The 17,575-nt window shown below is 36.0% G+C and carries 14 protein-coding genes; 12 read left to right on the top strand and 2 right to left on the bottom strand.

Going from position 1 to position 17,575, the window contains the following annotated elements:
* The first annotated feature begins 2 nt into the window (after window positions 1–2).
* The 9 genes from rpoC (at window position 3) to BHU68_RS09680 (ending at window position 9,289) form a co-directional block, all read left to right on the top strand.
* Entirely contained in the window at window positions 3–4,202 is a 4,200-nt protein-coding gene (rpoC, locus tag BHU68_RS09720; protein WP_069470845.1) for a DNA-directed RNA polymerase subunit beta', read from the top strand.
* On the top strand, window positions 4,202–4,582 hold the full coding sequence (locus BHU68_RS09715; RefSeq protein WP_069470844.1) for a DUF6394 family protein: 381 nt from the start codon (window positions 4,202–4,204) through the stop codon (window positions 4,580–4,582). Before rpoC ends, BHU68_RS09715 begins: the two co-directional genes overlap by 1 nt.
* Window positions 4,582–6,288, top strand: a complete 1,707-nt coding sequence (locus BHU68_RS09710; RefSeq protein WP_069470843.1) for a potassium channel family protein — start codon at window positions 4,582–4,584, stop codon at window positions 6,286–6,288. The genes BHU68_RS09715 and BHU68_RS09710 overlap by 1 nt, the downstream gene beginning before the upstream one ends.
* Window positions 6,275–7,396, top strand: a complete 1,122-nt coding sequence (gene ribBA / locus BHU68_RS09705) for a bifunctional 3,4-dihydroxy-2-butanone-4-phosphate synthase/GTP cyclohydrolase II (RefSeq protein ID WP_069470842.1) — start codon at window positions 6,275–6,277, stop codon at window positions 7,394–7,396. The genes BHU68_RS09710 and ribBA overlap by 14 nt, the downstream gene beginning before the upstream one ends.
* Window positions 7,397–7,492: 96 nt before the next feature.
* Entirely contained in the window at window positions 7,493–7,906 is a 414-nt protein-coding gene (gene nusB, locus BHU68_RS09700; protein WP_069470841.1) for a transcription antitermination factor NusB, read from the top strand.
* Window positions 7,903–8,115: a PP0621 family protein gene (locus BHU68_RS09695; protein WP_083234100.1), complete on the top strand. Its 213-nt coding sequence runs from the start codon at window positions 7,903–7,905 to the stop codon at window positions 8,113–8,115. The genes nusB and BHU68_RS09695 overlap by 4 nt, the downstream gene beginning before the upstream one ends.
* Window positions 8,087–8,530, top strand: a complete 444-nt coding sequence (gene dut / locus BHU68_RS09690; RefSeq protein WP_069470840.1) for a dUTP diphosphatase — start codon at window positions 8,087–8,089, stop codon at window positions 8,528–8,530. Before BHU68_RS09695 ends, dut begins: the two co-directional genes overlap by 29 nt.
* Before the next feature lie 3 nt (window positions 8,531–8,533).
* On the top strand, window positions 8,534–8,902 hold the full coding sequence (locus BHU68_RS09685) for a glutaredoxin family protein (protein ID WP_069470839.1): 369 nt from the start codon (window positions 8,534–8,536) through the stop codon (window positions 8,900–8,902).
* Complete coding sequence (locus tag BHU68_RS09680; protein ID WP_069470838.1) at window positions 8,903–9,289, top strand: VOC family protein; 387 nt, start codon at window positions 8,903–8,905, stop codon at window positions 9,287–9,289.
* Window positions 9,290–9,429: 140 nt separating this feature from the next.
* Here the strand turns inward: BHU68_RS09680 and BHU68_RS09675 are convergent, their stop codons facing one another.
* On the bottom strand, window positions 9,430–10,050 hold the full coding sequence (locus tag BHU68_RS09675; RefSeq protein ID WP_069470837.1) for a glutathione S-transferase: 621 nt from the start codon (window positions 10,048–10,050) through the stop codon (window positions 9,430–9,432).
* 661 nt (window positions 10,051–10,711) lie between these two features.
* Between BHU68_RS09675 and BHU68_RS16925 the strand changes: the two genes are divergently transcribed.
* Window positions 10,712–11,122, top strand: coding sequence for a hypothetical protein (locus BHU68_RS16925; protein ID WP_141698956.1), 411 nt, complete (start codon window positions 10,712–10,714; stop codon window positions 11,120–11,122).
* Between the two features lie 425 nt (window positions 11,123–11,547).
* Here BHU68_RS16925 and cysC read toward each other — a convergent pair whose 3' ends face one another.
* Window positions 11,548–12,177, bottom strand: coding sequence for an adenylyl-sulfate kinase (gene cysC / locus BHU68_RS09665; protein ID WP_216092627.1), 630 nt, complete (start codon window positions 12,175–12,177; stop codon window positions 11,548–11,550).
* Window positions 12,178–12,312: 135 nt separating this feature from the next.
* Between cysC and BHU68_RS09660 the strand changes: the two genes are divergently transcribed.
* Window positions 12,313–13,149, top strand: a complete 837-nt coding sequence (locus BHU68_RS09660; protein ID WP_069470898.1) for a sulfotransferase family protein — start codon at window positions 12,313–12,315, stop codon at window positions 13,147–13,149.
* Window positions 13,146–17,575, top strand: a 4,430-nt coding sequence (locus BHU68_RS17695) for a GNAT family N-acetyltransferase (RefSeq protein WP_216115518.1), incomplete at its 3' end; no start/stop codon positions are given. The genes BHU68_RS09660 and BHU68_RS17695, both read left to right, overlap by 4 nt.

The raw sequence follows: 17,575 nt of genomic DNA, 5'->3' as shown, positions 1-17,575 counted from the left end.
TTATGCGCAATATAATCAAGTTATTAAATAATCAGGGTCATATAGAAGACTTCGACAGAATTTGTATCGGTTTAGCTTCTTCAGAAAAAATTCGTTCATGGTCTCATGGTGAGGTTAAAAAGCCGGAAACGATTAATTATCGTACTTTTAAACCTGAACGTGATGGTCTGTTTTGCGCCAAAATCTTTGGACCAGTAAAAGATTATGAGTGTTTATGTGGTAAATATAAGCGTCTGAAACATCGGGGGGTTGTGTGTGAGAAATGTGGGGTTGAAGTAACACAGTCTAAAGTACGCCGTGAGCGTATGGGTCATATAGAACTTGCAAGTCCAGTGGCTCATATTTGGTTTTTAAAATCTTTGCCTTCTCGAATGGGTTTAATGCTGGATATGACCTTGCGGGATATTGAACGTATTCTGTACTTTGAAGCTTATGTAGTTATTAATCCGGGTTTAACTCCTTTAGATCTAGGTCAATTACTGACTGAAGATGCTTATTTGGAAACTATTGAAGAATATGGCGATGAGTTTGAAGCTAAAATGGGAGCTGAGGCAATAGGTGAGTTATTAGCTTCAATTGATTTAGCGAGTGAGGTTAATCGTCTTCGCGAGGAAATAAGTACTTCGCGTTCAGAGACTAAGATTAAAAAATATACTAAGCGTCTGAAGTTAATAGAATCTTTTTTACATTCTGGTAATAGACCAGAATGGATGGTTTTTAAGGTGTTACCTGTATTACCGCCTGAATTACGTCCTTTGGTGCCTTTAGATGGTGGACGTTTTGCAACTTCTGATTTAAATGATCTTTATAGACGTGTAATCAATCGTAATAATAGATTAAATCGTTTATTGGAGTTGAATGCTCCTGATATTATTGTGCGCAATGAAAAGCGTATGTTGCAAGAGTCAGTAGATGCTTTATTGGATAATGGTCGTAGAGGCAGGGCTATTACTGGTACTAATAAGTTACCTTTAAAATCATTAGCTGATATGATTAAGGGTAAACAGGGGCGTTTTCGACAAAACTTGTTAGGTAAGCGGGTTGATTATTCTGGACGTTCTGTAATCGTAGTTGGACCAACTTTAAGATTACAGCAATGTGGTTTACCTAAAAAAATGGCTTTAGAGTTGTTTAAATCCTTTGTGTTTGGAAAGTTACAGTTGAAGGGTTTTGCAACTACTATTAAAGCGGCTAAAAAATTAGTTGAGCGAGAAGGTGGAGAAGTCTGGGATGTGCTTGAAGAAGTAATTCGTGAACATCCTGTAATGTTGAATCGTGCTCCGACATTACATAGATTAGGCATACAAGCATTTGAACCAGTTTTAATTGAAGGTAAAGCAATCCAATTACATCCATTGGTTTGTACTGCTTTTAATGCTGACTTTGATGGTGATCAAATGGCTGTGCATATTCCTTTATCTATAGAGGCGCAATTAGAAGCTCGTGCTTTAATGATGTCAACTAATAATATTTTATCACCAGCTAATGGTGATCCTATTATTGTACCTTCTCAAGATGTGGTGCTAGGTTTATACTTCATGACCAGATCATCTATCAATGCTCTTGGTGAAGGTATGATATTTAGTAATGTTGATGAAGTACGACGTGCTTATGAAAATAAGTTAGTTTCATTAAATGCAATGATTACAGTTAGATTAGAAGAAACTGTTATAACTAAACCTGAAACACCTCAGAATCAAACCACTGTTACTGAAACTAATATTAAGCGATTCGATACTACAGTTGGACGGGCTTTATTATTTAAGATTTTGCCGGCTGGTTTACCTTTTAAATTGTTAAATCGAGATTTAACCAAGAAAAATATTTCTAATTTAATTAATAGTGCTTATCGTAGTTTAGGTCTTAAAGATACTGTTATTTTTGCTGATAAATTGATGTACACTGGTTTTTCTTTTGCAACTCGCGCTGGTATTTCTATTGGTATTGAGGATATGAGGATTCCTAACAATAAACATCAAATTATTGAAGAAGCAGAAAAAGAAGTTAAAGAGATTGAAGATCAATATGGTTCTGGTTTAATTACTCAAGGTGAACGATATAATAAAGTAGTTGATATTTGGTCACATACCAATGAAAAATTAGCTAAGGCTATGATGGATCAATTGGGTGTAGAAACAGTTACTAATAAAAAAGGTGAGCAGGAACAGCAAGCTTCTTTTAACTCAATTTATATGATGGCAGATTCTGGGGCGCGTGGTTCTGCTGCTCAAATTCGTCAATTAGCTGGTATGCGTGGTTTAATGGCGAAACCGGATGGTTCTATTATTGAAACGCCGATTACTGCTAATTTCCGTGAGGGTTTAAATGTATTGCAATACTTTATTTCTACTCATGGTGCTAGGAAGGGTCTAGCTGATACTGCTTTAAAAACTGCTAACTCTGGTTATCTAACGCGGCGTTTAGTTGATGTGGCTCAAGATATGGTGATTAAGCAATATGATTGTGAGACCACTCATGGTTTAGAAATGCATCCTTTGATTGAAGGTGGTGAAGTAGTTGAACCTTTGGGAGATCGAGTATTAGGACGTGTAGTAGCTGTTGATGTGATGAAGCCTGAACAAGAAGAAGCTGTTATAACAGCTGGTACTTTAATTGATGAGGATTGGGTGGAGTTTTTAGAACAAGAAGGTGTTGATAGAATTCTAGTTCGTTCTGCTATTACTTGTGAATCTCATTATGGTGTTTGTGCTAAATGTTATGGACGTGATTTAGGTAGAGGGCATTTGGTTAATCGTGGTGAAGCTGTAGGTGTAATAGCGGCTCAGTCTATTGGTGAACCGGGTACTCAATTAACTATGCGGACTTTCCATATTGGTGGTGCTGCTTCTGGTTCTGCCGCAGTTAGTCATATTGAGGTTAAATCTACTGGTACTTTAAGCTTTTCTAATCTGAAATTGCTTTTACAACATGATAAGCAGCAATTGATTGCGGTGTCACGTTCTGGTGAAATAACTTTATTAGATGAATTTGGTAGAGAACGTGAACGATATAAGGTGCCTTATGGTGCGATGTTAAGCGTTCATGATGGAGATAAGGTTGAAGCTGGGCAAACAATTGCAACTTGGGATCCACATACTATTCCTGTTATTACGGAAGTAGCTGGAATTGTCAAATTTGTTGATGTGGTAGAAGGTGTTACGGTTAGTAGGGATGTTGATGATATTACTGGTTTAAGTAATATTGTGGTTATTGATCCTAAGTTAAGACCATCTCATGCAAAAGATTTGCGTCCAATAGTTAAATTAGTGGATGAGCATGATCGAGATTTAACTCTAGTTGGTACTGATATTCCAGCTAATTATTATTTACCTCCTATGGCTATTATTAATGTTGAAGATGGTGCAGAGGTGAAGGTAGGTGATATTATTGCTCGTTTATCGCAAGAGTCTTCTAAAACACGGGATATTACTGGTGGTTTACCACGGGTTGCTGATTTATTTGAGGCACGTACACCAAAAGAACCTTCAATTCTAGCTGAATGTTCTGGTACTGTTACTTTTGGTAAAGATACTAAAACTAAGCAGCGAATAGTTATTACGCCTTCTGATGATAGGGATCCAATAGAAATCCAAATTCCAAAATGGCGACATATTAATGTGTTTGAGGGTCAACAAGTTGAGAAGGGTGAAGAAATAGTTGATGGTGCGTCAAATTCACATGATATTTTAAGGGTTAATGGTGTTGATGCTTTAGCAAATTATATTGTCAATGAGGTGCAAGAGGTTTATCGCCTACAAGGGGTTAAGATTAATGATAAGCATATTGAAGTGATTGTACGTCAAATGCTACGTAAAGTGATGATCATTGATCCGGGCGATACAGGCTTATTGCATAATGAATTAATTGAACGTTCAAAATTATTGGAAGAAAATGAACGGGTAATTGCAGAAGATAAGCAACCTGCCACTTATGAACCTCAATTACTAGGTATTACTAAGGCTTCTTTGGCAACTGATTCATTTATATCAGCGGCTTCTTTCCAAGAAACAACAAGGGTATTAACTGAAGCTTCTGTAAGTGGACGTTGTGATGATTTACGTGGTTTAAAAGAAAATGTGATCGTAGGGCGTTTAATACCGGCAGGTACTGGTATGGCATATCATGAAGATAGAAGGTTAAGAGAAAATCCTTATCCTAAAGAATTAAAACCTATAAGTCATGTTTCTAAAGTAGTTGATTAATGAATCTGGAAAAAATTGCGTTCGGATTTTTTATAGTATTGGCATTGACACTAAATTTTGGCTTTTTTATAGGTGATATGGCTGATGTAAAACATCATAATGTCTATGAATTAGCAATGGCTATTGTTGTGAACCTATTTGCTACTATCTTAAAATTTGGAGATCGTACTCAAGTTGGAGCTTTGTTGTTAGCTACTAGTTTGGTAGCTAATTTACAATTGATTGTTGCTGCGATGGTTTGGTATTCTGCAACTCATGTTGGGTCTAATAATTTAGTAGAATTGATGCCAAGTATAGTTTCACTTGCAGGTGGTGCTATGTTAGCTAATGTTATTTCGGTATTGTTAATTGTAATTGATACTGCAATGTTAAGACGTTAATGAATAGCATGATTTTCTTTTTGGTGATGCGCAGGATGCGTCGTCCATTATTGGTATTATTGACTGTCTATTCTATAGCAGGAGTAGGCATGACTTTAATTCCTGATATTAATAATGAACGTATGAGCTTTTTCCATGCTTTTTATTTTGTATCTTATATGGGTACAACTATTGGTTTTGGCGAAATACCTCATGAATTTACTGATTTACAGCGGATGTGGGTAACTATTTCCTTATATATGACAGTTATATCATGGTTTTATGCTATAACTGGCTTAATCAAACTGTTGCAAGATGATGCATTACAAAATGTATTAACTGAAAATAGTTTTGAGAATGCTGTAAAAAAGATTAAGGAACCTTTTTATATTATCTGTGGCTATGGAGATACCGGAACTGCATTAGTTAGTGCCTTAACAGAACGTGCTTTAGGTACTATTGTAATAGAATCCAATCCAGATCGTCTCAATCATTTAATTTTAGAAAATTATTCTGTTCATATTCCTGCACTTTGCGCTGATGCAAGTAAACCAGAGAATTTGCAAGTTGCATTAAATAATGAAAACTGTGCTGGTGTCGTTGCTATTACTGATGATAATATAGCGAATTTACATATTGCAATTAGTAGTAAGCTTCTGAAACCTAAATTAACAATAATTGGACGTGCTGATTCGGAGAAAATAGCTAATAATATGTTGGCATTTGGTAGTGATTATGTAATTGATCCATTTGAGATTTTTGCAGAGAAATTACATTATGCTTTACATGCTTCAATGCTATTAACATTACGTGAATGTCTGACTAGACATAAATGTTTTTCAGACTGCAAGACTTTAAAACCTCCCAAACAAGGTTTATGGATAGTTTGTAGTTATGGACGCTTTGGTAAAGCTGTATATGAAGAGTTTAAAACAGAAAAAAATATTCATATAATTGTGATTGAGGCTAATCCAGATGAAACAGGTTATCCAAGGGGTGAATGTATAGTTGGTCGTGGTACTGAGGTTGATACTTTACAACAAGCACAAATTGAAGATGCAGTTGGTATTGTTGTTGGAACCAATGATGATGTCACTAATCTTTCAATTATTATGCTAGCTCGCAAATTAAATCCATCATTATTTATTGTTATTCGTCAAAATAATGCGACTAATCAAATTATTTTTGATGCCGCAGGGGCGGATATTGTGATGCAAGCTAGTAACATTATTGCTAACTATATACGAGTTTTATTAACTAATCCTTTATTAGAAGACTTTTTGGATTTATTAACTAAATCATATGATTATAAATTAGTGTTAAAACTTATTAACTATTTACAGAATACATTAGGTAATACTATACCAATAACTTGGCAAATGTCAATCACTACTAAAGAAAGTCCAGTTTTGTGGCAGGCGATTGAGAAGGGACAAGTGATTAATTTAGGATATTTAAGAAAGGATCCTAGAGATCGTGATTCTAGGTTAGCGGTAGTAGCATTATTATTGCGACGTGGTGATAAAACAATACTATTACCTAAAAATGATGAAGTTTTAGCACCAAATGATCAGATATTATGGTGTAGTAAAAAAGGAGCTGCAACATGGATGAAATGGTGTTGGTATGATCACTTAGTGTTGACTTATCTTGTAACTGGAGAGATGCCGCCACGTACTTATATTGGACGCTGGTTAGAAAAAAAATTTGCTTATGGCTTTAAATAATATAGAAGAAATTATCGCTGATATTCGACAAGGTAGAATGGTCATCCTGATGGATGATGAAGATCGAGAAAATGAAGGCGATTTGATTATGGCTGCTAGTCAGGTACGGGCTGAAGATGTTAATTTTATGGCACGTTATGGACGTGGTTTAATTTGTTTGACTTTGACATCTGAGCGTTGCCGGCAGTTGCAATTGCCTTTGATGGTAAATGATAATAATGCGGTACATTCTACTAATTTTACGGTTTCAATTGAGGCTGCTAAGGGTGTAACTACTGGTATTTCAGCGGCTGATCGTGCGGTTACTATTCGTGCGGCTGTCAGTGGGGATGCTAAACCTTCTGATTTGGTACAGCCGGGGCATATTTTTCCGTTAATGGCTCAGGCTGGTGGGGTGTTAAGACGCGCTGGACATACTGAAGCTGGATGTGATTTGGCGCGTTTAGCTGGATTAGAGCCAGCGGCTGTGATTGTGGAGATTTTGAATGAAGATGGTACGATGGCGCGTCGTCCAGATTTGGAAGAGTTTGCAAAGCAGCATAATATAAAAATTGGAACTATTGCGGATTTAATTCGGTTTCGGATGGCGCATGAGAAAACTCTGGAACGGATGAGTAGTTGTAATTTACCAACGGAGTTTGGTGAATTTAAGTTGGTTGCTTATAAGGATAATATTGAGAATATATTGCATTTTGCTTTGGTGAAAGGTGAGTTAAATTCTAAGGAACCAATTTTAGTGCGAGTACATACTCGTAATACTTTGTGTGATTTAACTTTTAGTTCGCGTCCTGAGTGTGGATGGCCTTTGCGTGGGGCTTTGAAACGGATAGCAGATGAAGGTAGTGGTGTGGTAGTTATTTTACATCAGGATGAGGATGTTGATACTATGATTCATAGAATTGATAATTGTTCACGCAAAGATCATGGTGAGGATTTACCTGCACTTCCTCCTACACATGATTTAAGAAATCATGGTTTAGGGGCGCAGATTTTATCTGATTTAGGTGTTCGTAAGATGCGGGTATTAAGTGCGCCAAAGAAAATGCACGCTTTATCTGGCTTTGGCATGGAAGTAGTTGATTATATTAATAATGAGATACATAAATGAGTACAATTATTGAAGGTGATTTTGCAGGCGGAGATGCTCCGTATGCTTTAGTGGTAGGACGTTTTAATAGTTTTATTACTGAGAGTTTATTTTAATATGGCTAAAAAATTTTTTTCAGCTCGTACTAATGCACGTCAACGTACTTTACAAGCCTTATATCAATGGCAAATCACTAAGCAAAATATTCAATTAATTGAGTCTCAGTTTTTTGAAGAAGAAGATATGGCTAAGGTTGATGTGCCTTATTTTAAGAAGCTGTTGCATGAGATTCCTAAAGAGTTAAAGAATATAGATTCTAGCTTTGTCGGTTTTTTAGATCGCGATATTAGTCAATTGGATTTGATTGAGTTGGTGATTTTAAGAATTGGTAGTTATGAATTGAAATATTGCCCTGATGTACCTTTTAAAGTTGTTATTAATGAGTCGGTTGAGTTAGCAAAAAGGTTTGGGGCAGAGAAAAGTCATAAATATGTTAATAGTATTTTAGATAAGCTTGCTAATAATAAATGATACGTTTACTATTATTGTTATTGTTGATATTTGTAATATGGGGATTTATAAATCGTTATAAGTCTCGAAAGAATGTTACTAAAATTGGTTTAATGGTAAGTTGTGATCATTGTGGAATCTTTTTTCCTAAACAGGAAGCCTTGTATTTAGATCAGCATTATTATTGCTGTAAAGCTCATTATGAAGAAAATAGAAGCAAAAATAGTTAATCCGTTAATTGCTGATTTTATACCTAGTTATGCTACTAATGGTGCTGCTGGCATTGATTTACGTGCTTGTATTGAGAAGCCATTAGAAATACAAGCGGGTGAAACTCAGTTGATTGGTAGTGGTATTGCGATTGATATTAATGATCCGAATTTAAGTGCGATGTTATTACCGCGCTCTGGTTTGGGTGTTAAGCATGGTATTGTGTTAGCTAATTTGGTGGGTTTGATTGATTCTGATTATAGAAAGGAAGTTAAGATTGCGGTTTGGAATCGTAGTGATACTGCTTTTGTAATTAATCCGGGTGATCGTATTTGTCAAATGGTGTTTGTTCCAATTGTGCAGGTGCAATTGGAATGGGTAGAAGAATTGAATGATCAGGGGCGTGATGGCTTTGGTTCGACTGGGATAAAATAATTTATGATTTTAAAAGCTCTTCGTGAAGGTTTAGGCAGACTTATTGTTTTTATTAATTTTATTACTAAACCTAAAAAAATAATTAGAACAGATGCAGCACAAAAGTTAGTTGATAAAGAGGCTGAGGGTTTAAGTTTATATCAATTTTATGCTTGCCCTTTTTGTATTCGCACTCGTCGCGCAATACATGCTCTGAATATTAATATTGAGTTGCGTGATGCTCAAAATGATCCTAAATATAGGCAGGAATTGTTGGCTGAAGGTGGTGCAATTAAGGTTCCTTGTTTACGGATTGAGGAAAAAGGCAAGGTGATTTGGATGTATGAATCTGCTGATATTATTACTTATTTAAATAAGCGTTTTGGTGCATAAATGGCAAAAATAATTCATTCGATGATACGGGTATTTAAGCCTGATGTATCTATTGAGTTTTATAATAAAGTCTTTAATCTTGAAATAGCTGAACGATGTGATTTTGATGGTTTCAGTCTTATTTATTTGGGAAACAGTGAAAGTGATATTGAACTGGAATTAACCTATAATCACGATCAAAAAGAACCGTACAGTCACGGTTCTGGATATGGGCATTTAGCTTTTGTTGTTGATGATATTGAAAGCGAACATAAACGATTAAGTGATTTAGGATTTAATCCTCAAAAAATTGTTAGTTTTAACTCATTTGCTAAATTCTTTTTTATAACAGATCCTGATGGGTATGAAATTGAGGTTTTAGAGAAATTTGGGCGGTTTGGAAAATAATTCAGTTGAAACCATAGCAATTATAAATTTAGCCATTGCCTTTATTCCGGTTTTGGCGACGATGTTAATCCTTTTTAAATGGTCTCTCAATTCTAGTAATGCGCTTTATGCGGTTGCGCGAATGTTAATTCTGCTTGTTCTTATAGTAAATGATCTATTACCAAGTTTGGAGTTCGAGTTTTCATAACAGCATTAAATAAATCCGATTGTAAAAATTCATTAAACCAAATTTGTAATTGTCGATATGGAGTTTGATCAAACCATTGTTTATCTACATGTGCATATTGACGAATAAATGGAAATATAGCTACATCGGCAATTGTTATTTGATCACATAATAAGTATTTATGCTGTTCTAAATTCTGTTCTAATTGTTGTAGAAAAACTTCTCCTTGTTGACGATAATATTCTGTTGAATGTTCTGGATACCTCACAGAATATTTATATTTATCTAAGTGTTGTTTGAACACATAATCATTTTCATCAATCAATTGTTTAAACCCTTCTAATTGCCAGTTATTAGGATCATGTTGTGAAATAGCCCAAAGCATAATATCCAAACTTTCATCAATCACATCACCATTAGGTAAAATCAATACTGGCACAGTTCCCTTTGGTGAATAATTAAGCATTTCTTGAGGCTTATTGCTTAATTTAACTTCTAGTATTTCAACAGCTATTCCGCTGTATTTTAAAGCCATTCTAGCCCTCATTGCGTATGGGCAACGACGAAAAGAATATAATATTGGTAGTGATTTCATTTGTAAACCTTAAATTTTTACATAAACAAACTAGTAGGATAAAAGCGTCGATTCTGAGATTGTAACCAATTATTACGCTGTTTAGATAAGTATCTAAATTGGTAATTTTTCAATTTTATCATCCACCCCAATTCCATGTCTCAAACAAAAATCACCCAAAGATAAATAACCAGCTAAAACAATAGCGTCAGGAAAAAGAGTTTTATAAACTTCAACTTTATTTAAACCAATTTTAGGTTAATAAACTTTTGCGTACCTACTTACCAAGTTTGGAGTTTGAGTAATAAAAGAAATATACTGTGAAGCAAAAGCCCGGTAATATTAAAATGGTATAACTTTTGTCTCAGAATTTATTTTCTGTCCATAATTGGTTCAAAATGCGTTGTACAAAGCTGGTTTTGCCGCTTTTCCTTCTGGCTATTATTACTCTGGATTTAAATAGTTATTGTTTAAATTAATTGATATGATTTATAATGATATTTATGACGCTTATTTCATAAACTATGACCAGAGCAAGATAATATGTCGAAATATTTTTATCAATTAATAATGTTCCTTACGCTGCTATGGCATTTACAAACTGCCTTTGCAAATAATAACCTTCCTATAAATCATCCGCCAACTGTTGTTAATAACATTACAATTATAAATAATAATATTATTGCTAATATTCCTTTCTTGTTATCAACAATTAAATAAAACACCAATCAATAAAATACGATCTACCACACAAATTACAAATGAAGACAGCCAATTAGTTTTCTCAACAAACAATAATAATCTGGTTTCAATCTATGATATAGATGTTAGTATGGTATTCACTGGAACTCTAATTAATATCAACACCGCTTTAGCAGGAATTAGTTTTAATCCAACTGCTGATTTTAACGGTAATAGCTTTTTAACGATAGAAACTAATGATAATAATAGCCTATTTGCAGCCCAACCTGCAATTGATGCTACTGGTAATTTGAGTTTTACATCAGCAACAAATGCTACAGGTAGTGCAGTAGTTTCAATAGTATTAAATGATGGTATTGATACATCAGCGGCGCAAACATTGAATAATTAGTTGAACAAACCTGACAGGTTTACTCAAGGATAAATAAGTTGCTAAAACTAATTGAAGATTAGTACAACGAATTAAGAACTAAACTAAACGAAGTAACGATACGATACGAAGTCAGCGAAGCTAAGTCATATAAACTAAATATTTACTAGATAAATGATCTATTATGTCGGTACGTATAAATATTTTAACATACTTACATAATATTAAGTATTTTTGTTAATAAACTTTTGCGTACCTACTTACCAAGTTTGGAATTTGAGTAATAAAAGAAATATACTGTGAAGCAAAAGCCCGGTAATATTAAAATGGTATAACTTTTGTCTCAGAATTTATTTTATGTCCATAATTGGTTGAAAATTCGTTGTACAAAGCTAGTTTTGCCGGTTTAAATTCCTTTTCTCGCCCAATTAGTAACTCTGGTTCGCCTATTTTTTCGGTTCAGGGGTATTGCAGTTAAAATTTACAAACCCTGACGGAACAGAACAAGAATAATTAGTTGTCAGGTTTACTATGACTTGATTCACACAGTCATCAATACTGTGATTAACTGTATCTATGGTTATTTCTGGGTTTTCAGGTTTTTCATAAGGAGATGAAATTCCTGTAAAATCTTTAATTTTACCTGCTCTTGCAAGCTTATATAAACCTTTTATATCACGTGTTTCACAGGTTGAAAGTGGAGTGTCGCAATAAATTTCAATAAAGTTATTTCCTATTAATTGTCTTATTTTATTACGATCACTTCTAAAAGGTGAAATAAAAGCAGTTAATACAATTAATCCAGCATCAAAAAATAATTTAACTACTTCTGTAGTACGACGAATGTTTTCGATTCTATCTTCATCAGAAAATCCTAAATCACTACATAAGCCATTACGCATATTATCTCCATCAAGTACAAATGTATGATATTGCATTTCATATAGTTTTTCTTCTACTGCATGAGCTAAGGTAGATTTGCCTGAACCTGATAAGCCAGTGAACCAGAGTACTAAGGCTGGGTGAGGTTTTTGATGTATAATATTAGACTGATGTTTAAAGATGTTTGTTGCCATTTGCATTAATTATAACATAAGGCTAGATATTGAAGTATTTATATTTATATATATGATTTTGCAAAAAAAAACAATAGCTTGACATCTGATAATAATCTGATTATAATAACCACTGTAAAATTATTTTTTAAATTTATGAATATCAGTATTAATAAAAATATTTTATATGTAACAGGTTTGCCCCGTTCAGGTTCAACTTTATTGTGTCAGTTATTGGATATACACAGTCAAATATACAGCACTGGGCATTCGTCACCTTTATGTCAGACTTTAAACCAATTGCGTCATAATCTTAGTGATAATGAATTTTTATTATCTCAGCTTGATTGTGATTTTAATTTAGGCTATCAACGCTTATTAAATGCCTATCGGGGCTTTATTAATGGTTGGTTTGCTGAAACTGATAAACCGTGGGTAGTGGATAAAAATCGTGGCTGGTTAAACCAGTTGGATAGTGTGTCTTTGCTTAATCCTGACTTTAGAATGCTGGTTTGTGTGCGCGAGCCTGCCCAGATTTATGGCTCTATTGAAGCCCGACACCAAAACACACTGTTATTGGACTTTCCTGATCATTTGGCACATTTATCACGTTATGCCCGAGCTGAAAAATTATTTGCCAGTGATGGGGTAATTGGTGGTCCAATGAAAGCTATTGAAGCTTTACAGGATGAAGCTGAAACCCTGCAAAAACGCTTATTTTATGTTGTGTTTGAAGATCTTATGCAAGATCCGCAACGAGTTATGCAAGATATTTATCGCTGGTTAGATTTGCCGTCTGCAGCTTTTAACCCGCAAAAATTGCCTGTTAAAGCCCATGAAAGTGATAGTTATTACCGTTTTAAATATTCACATCAAACTCGCACGAGTTTATCACCACCACAACGTCATCAAATATCGGCACGAATTGAAGCTGATATTCAACGGCTGTTTGTGGATTTTTATCAACTATTTTACCCTAGAGTTAGACAATGAAAACAATTTATTATGATGACATAGATAATTCACCAATTTTAAAGGTGGGTAAAAATATACTGTTACGCCGAACCATTCCAGCAGATGCAAATATACTGTATGAAAATGCTTTCGGTGATAGCGAGTTTATGCGTTTATTCCGCTTAAATGGGGATTTTAATAGCTTAGAACAAACGCAGAACTATCTGGAAAAACAATGGCAACATAGTCCTGAGCAAAGTGGTTATTTAGAAATACTAATTATCCATAAACGCAAAGGTCCCATTGGCTTGCTTGCCTTAGCCGATTATTCTCCTGTGCATTGCCGTGCTGAATATTTGATTGGTTTGTTTGCTAATCATCGTCAAGCAGGCTATGGCATTGAAGCTACCTTATTGCTGTTAGATCTTGGTTTTAATCAATACCATTTAAACAAAATTGATGCTTATAGTTATCAGAATAATTTCCAGCCACAGAGAAATTTATTGAGTCTAGGCTTTAATGCAGAAGGGATTCGCTCTGGTCATATTTATTCAAAACAAGACGAAAATTTTATTGATTTAGCTGCTTTTGGCTTGTTGGCAAAGGATTTTCATCAAAGCAAGACTTTAGCCCGATTGTCTCAACGAATGATAGGATATGATATCACCGTTACAAATTTGCTCCCTACCAAAAAACCGCAAAAATCGAAATTTAATAGTGTATTAGCTACGGCAATGACATTGGCATTAGGCAAGAGTATGCCTGCATATGCAACTGATTACCCTGTAACCGTAGGGTCTGATGATGGCACCGGCGGTACGGCAAATACGCTGAGTTGGGCTATTTTACAAGCCAATAACAATGCAGGTGCGGATACCATTACTGTGCAAACCGATGTAACTGTTACAGGGGTGATGAAAACCCTGATTAATAGTGATGTCACCTTACAAAATGATGGCACAGCTCGCAGTATCAGTGGCGGGGATACTTATCGCCCTTTGTTTATTAAATCAGGTACAGTCACCATTCAAAATCTGAGCTTGATAAATGGTAAAGCCAAAGGCGGTGATAGTAATTTAGGCGGCGGTGGTGCTGGTTTGGGTGGTGCTTTATTTATCTATAATGGTACGGTTACTGTGGATATGGTGATATTCAGTGATAATAATGCCACGGGGGGAAGCGGCAATGTAGATGCTTTTTCTCATGGTGGCGGCGGAATGTTTGGTAATGCTGGCGGCAAAGGCGGTGGTGGGTTATTTGCCTCCAGTACAAATGGGAATGGGGCTTATGGAGGGAATGGGAATTATGGTGGGAGTATTGGTAGCTTCGGCGGCGGAGGCGGAGACGGCGGAGACGGCGGCTTCGGAGGCGGAGGCGGAGACGGCGGCGGATACGGAGGATTCGGAGGAGGCGGAGGCGGATACGGAGGATTCGGAGGAAGCGGAGGCGGATTCGGAGGCGGAGGCGGAGGTAAAGGCGGAGGCGGATACGGAGGCGGCGATGGCGGCGGCGAATTCGGCGGCGGCGGCGGATTCGGCGGCGGCGGTGCTATCTTTGCCATGAACGGCACAACAACATTGAAAGATGTTAGCTTCAGTAACAATACAGTTGTCATAGGAACAGGTTTACAAGACGGTACAGCTAATGCTAGGGATTTGTTTATTTGTACCAGTAATTTAGATGTTACAGCCGCTGCTTGTGGTGCTGTGGTCAATCAATGTGGCAGCACCAGCACCACAGAAATTGTTGGGACCTTTGGTTCAACCTGCCCCGATACTCCACCAACCGCCAGCAGTGTCACGTTTTCAGGCACATTACTAGAGGGTGAAACCTTAACAGGCAGTTACACTTACGCAGATGCCGAAAGCGATAGCCAAAATGGTACCAGCTTTCAGTGGTATCATTCTGATGATGCGAGTGGCACAAATAAAGCCGCTATTTCAGGTGCAACCAGTGAAACCTATGTGTTAAGCAATGCTGACATTGATAAATTTATTAGCTTTGAAGTCACACCAGTCAATGCTAATTCCAGTGGTACAGCGGTTGAAAGCAGTATTAATAGCACTGCTGTAATTGCTGCCAATAGTGCTCCTGCCATCAATACCACGGCTGGCACTAGTGCCACCGAAGATACGGAGTACACCTATACCCCTACTGCAACTGATGCAGATAACGATATGCTTACATGGACAATCAGCGGAGAACCCACGGGCATGACTATTAATGCCACAACCGGAGCGATAAACTGGACACCCGGCGAAGGCGTGAGTACTAGTGGAACTGTAACAATCACGGTTAGTGATGGTACATTGACGGATACAGAAACCTTCACCATTGCAGTAACAGCCGTGAATGATGCCCCTGTTAATAACGTACCAAATACACAAACAATTGATGAAGATACGAGACTAACCTTCTCAACAGCTAATTCAAATCTTATTTCTATCAGTGACATAGAGGCTGAAGATGCTGTTGGTAACTCAGTTACAGCAGCTTTAACAGCAACAAATGGTACTTTAACTTTAAGTTCTACCACAAATCTAACATTCAACATTGGTGATGGTACAGATGATGTAAACATGGAATTCAGTGGTACTGAAAATGATATTAATACTGGGTTGGCAGGTATGATTTTTACACCTACAAGTAATTTTAATGGTAGTGCAAGTGTACAGATTGTAGTAAATGATGGTACATTGACTGATGATGATACGATAAATATTACTGTTACTGCTATTAGTGATACTCCGACAGCGGCTGATAAGACGGTAACACTAAATGAAGATGCGACTTATACTTTTGCTGAAGCAGATTTTGAGTTTAGTGATGTAGATAGTGGCAACAGTTTAAACCAAATCCAAATAACCCAATTGCCAACTGTTGGAACTTTACAACTTGACGGTGCTAATGTCACAGTTGATCAAGAGATTGTTGTAGCTGATATTAGTAAGTTGATATTTACCCCAGCAGCTAACGCTAATGGTAATAGTTATGCCAGTTTCCAATTTAAAGTGCATGATGGTACATCATTTAGTGATGCTGATTTTACTATGACTATTGATGTTACTGCTGTTAATGATGCACCAACAAATACTGTATCAGATACACAAACAACTAATGAAGATACGCCACTTAGTTTTTCCACAACTAACTCAAATTTGATTTCAATCAGTGATATAGATATTGGTTCAGTTACAGTAACTTTAACAGCAACGAATGGTACTTTAACTTTAAGTTCTACCACAAATCTAACATTCAACATTGGTGATGGTACAGATGATGTAAACATGGAATTCAGTGGTACTGAAAATGATATTAATACTGGGTTGGCAGGTATGATTTTTACACCTACAAGTAATTTTAATGGTAGTGCAAGTGTACAGATTGTAGTAAATGATGGTACATTGACTGATGATGATACAATAAATATTACTGTTAATCCGGTTAATGATGCACCAACAACAGCTGATAAGACAGTTACACTAAATGAAGATGCAACTTATCCTTTTAAAGAAGCCGATTTTGCATTTACTGATATAGATAGTGGCAACAGTTTAAACCAAATCCAAATAACCCAATTGCCAACTGTTGGAACTTTACAACTTGACGGTGCTAATGTCACAGTTGATCAAGAAATTGTTGTAGCCGACATTAGTAAATTGACATTTACCCCAGCAGCTAACGCTAATGGTAATAGTTATGCCACTTTCCAATTTAAGGTGCATGATGGTACATCATTTAGTGATGCTGCTTTTACTATGACTATTGATGTTACTGCTGTTAATGATATACCTTCATTTATTAAAGGTGATGATCAAACAGTTTTTGTAAGTGCAGCACAAAACATTACTGCTTGGGCAACCAACATTGATGCAGGATCATCAAATGAATCATCACAAACGCTAAGCTTTACAGTCACTAATGATAATGAAAGTCTATTTTCTGTACAACCTACAATTGATGCTTCAGGTAACTTGACATTTACACCAAGTGCTGTTGGCAGCGCAGTAGTGACAGTAATATTAAGTGATGACATAGAGACATCAGCAGCTCAAACCTTTAATATTAAAGTGAATCCACTTCCATCTTCAACACCAACCCAACAAACAACACCAGAACCAACAGGTTGCACTCTATCCTCAAACATCAACTGCGTTATAAAAAATGAAGGCGGAACTCTCGAAGGAGAAATCAAGAATGAAGGCACTCTAACAGACGTAACTTTAGCAAAAGATACTAAGATAGAAGGCGGACAAATTGAAGGTAAAATTAATGGTAATCCAGAAGCACCGGCTATCTTGATCAATGTAAAAATAACTGCTAAAGCTGAGTTAAGTCATGTAATACTTGATAAAACTGTTAAACTTCCTAAAGATGTTAGCTTAAAAGATACGGAATTACGAGGAGCATCAGTAAATGGTGGTAAATTAGAAGGAACTATTAGAACTACTAGTTCTGCAACAGT

It is taken from the genome of Candidatus Marithrix sp. Canyon 246 (genome assembly GCF_001723685.1).
Classification (GTDB): domain Bacteria; phylum Pseudomonadota; class Gammaproteobacteria; order Beggiatoales; family Beggiatoaceae; genus Marithrix.
Note: the sequence above shows the minus strand (reverse complement) of the source record. Positions and strands in the feature narration are given on the sequence as shown.

Coding starts and splice junctions, on each gene's coding strand:
- rpoC (WP_069470845.1), top strand. CDS start 3: ATGCGCAATATAATCAAGTTATTAAATAATCAGGGTCATATAGAAGAC.
- BHU68_RS09715 (WP_069470844.1), top strand. CDS start 4,202: ATGAATCTGGAAAAAATTGCGTTCGGATTTTTTATAGTATTGGCATTG.
- BHU68_RS09710 (WP_069470843.1), top strand. CDS start 4,582: ATGAATAGCATGATTTTCTTTTTGGTGATGCGCAGGATGCGTCGTCCA.
- ribBA (WP_069470842.1), top strand. CDS start 6,275: ATGGCTTTAAATAATATAGAAGAAATTATCGCTGATATTCGACAAGGT.
- nusB (WP_069470841.1), top strand. CDS start 7,493: ATGGCTAAAAAATTTTTTTCAGCTCGTACTAATGCACGTCAACGTACT.
- BHU68_RS09695 (WP_083234100.1), top strand. CDS start 7,903: ATGATACGTTTACTATTATTGTTATTGTTGATATTTGTAATATGGGGA.
- dut (WP_069470840.1), top strand. CDS start 8,087: ATGAAGAAAATAGAAGCAAAAATAGTTAATCCGTTAATTGCTGATTTT.
- BHU68_RS09685 (WP_069470839.1), top strand. CDS start 8,534: ATGATTTTAAAAGCTCTTCGTGAAGGTTTAGGCAGACTTATTGTTTTT.
- BHU68_RS09680 (WP_069470838.1), top strand. CDS start 8,903: ATGGCAAAAATAATTCATTCGATGATACGGGTATTTAAGCCTGATGTA.
- BHU68_RS09675 (WP_069470837.1), bottom strand. CDS start 10,050: ATGAAATCACTACCAATATTATATTCTTTTCGTCGTTGCCCATACGCA.
- cysC (WP_216092627.1), bottom strand. CDS start 12,177: ATGGCAACAAACATCTTTAAACATCAGTCTAATATTATACATCAAAAA.
- BHU68_RS09660 (WP_069470898.1), top strand. CDS start 12,313: ATGAATATCAGTATTAATAAAAATATTTTATATGTAACAGGTTTGCCC.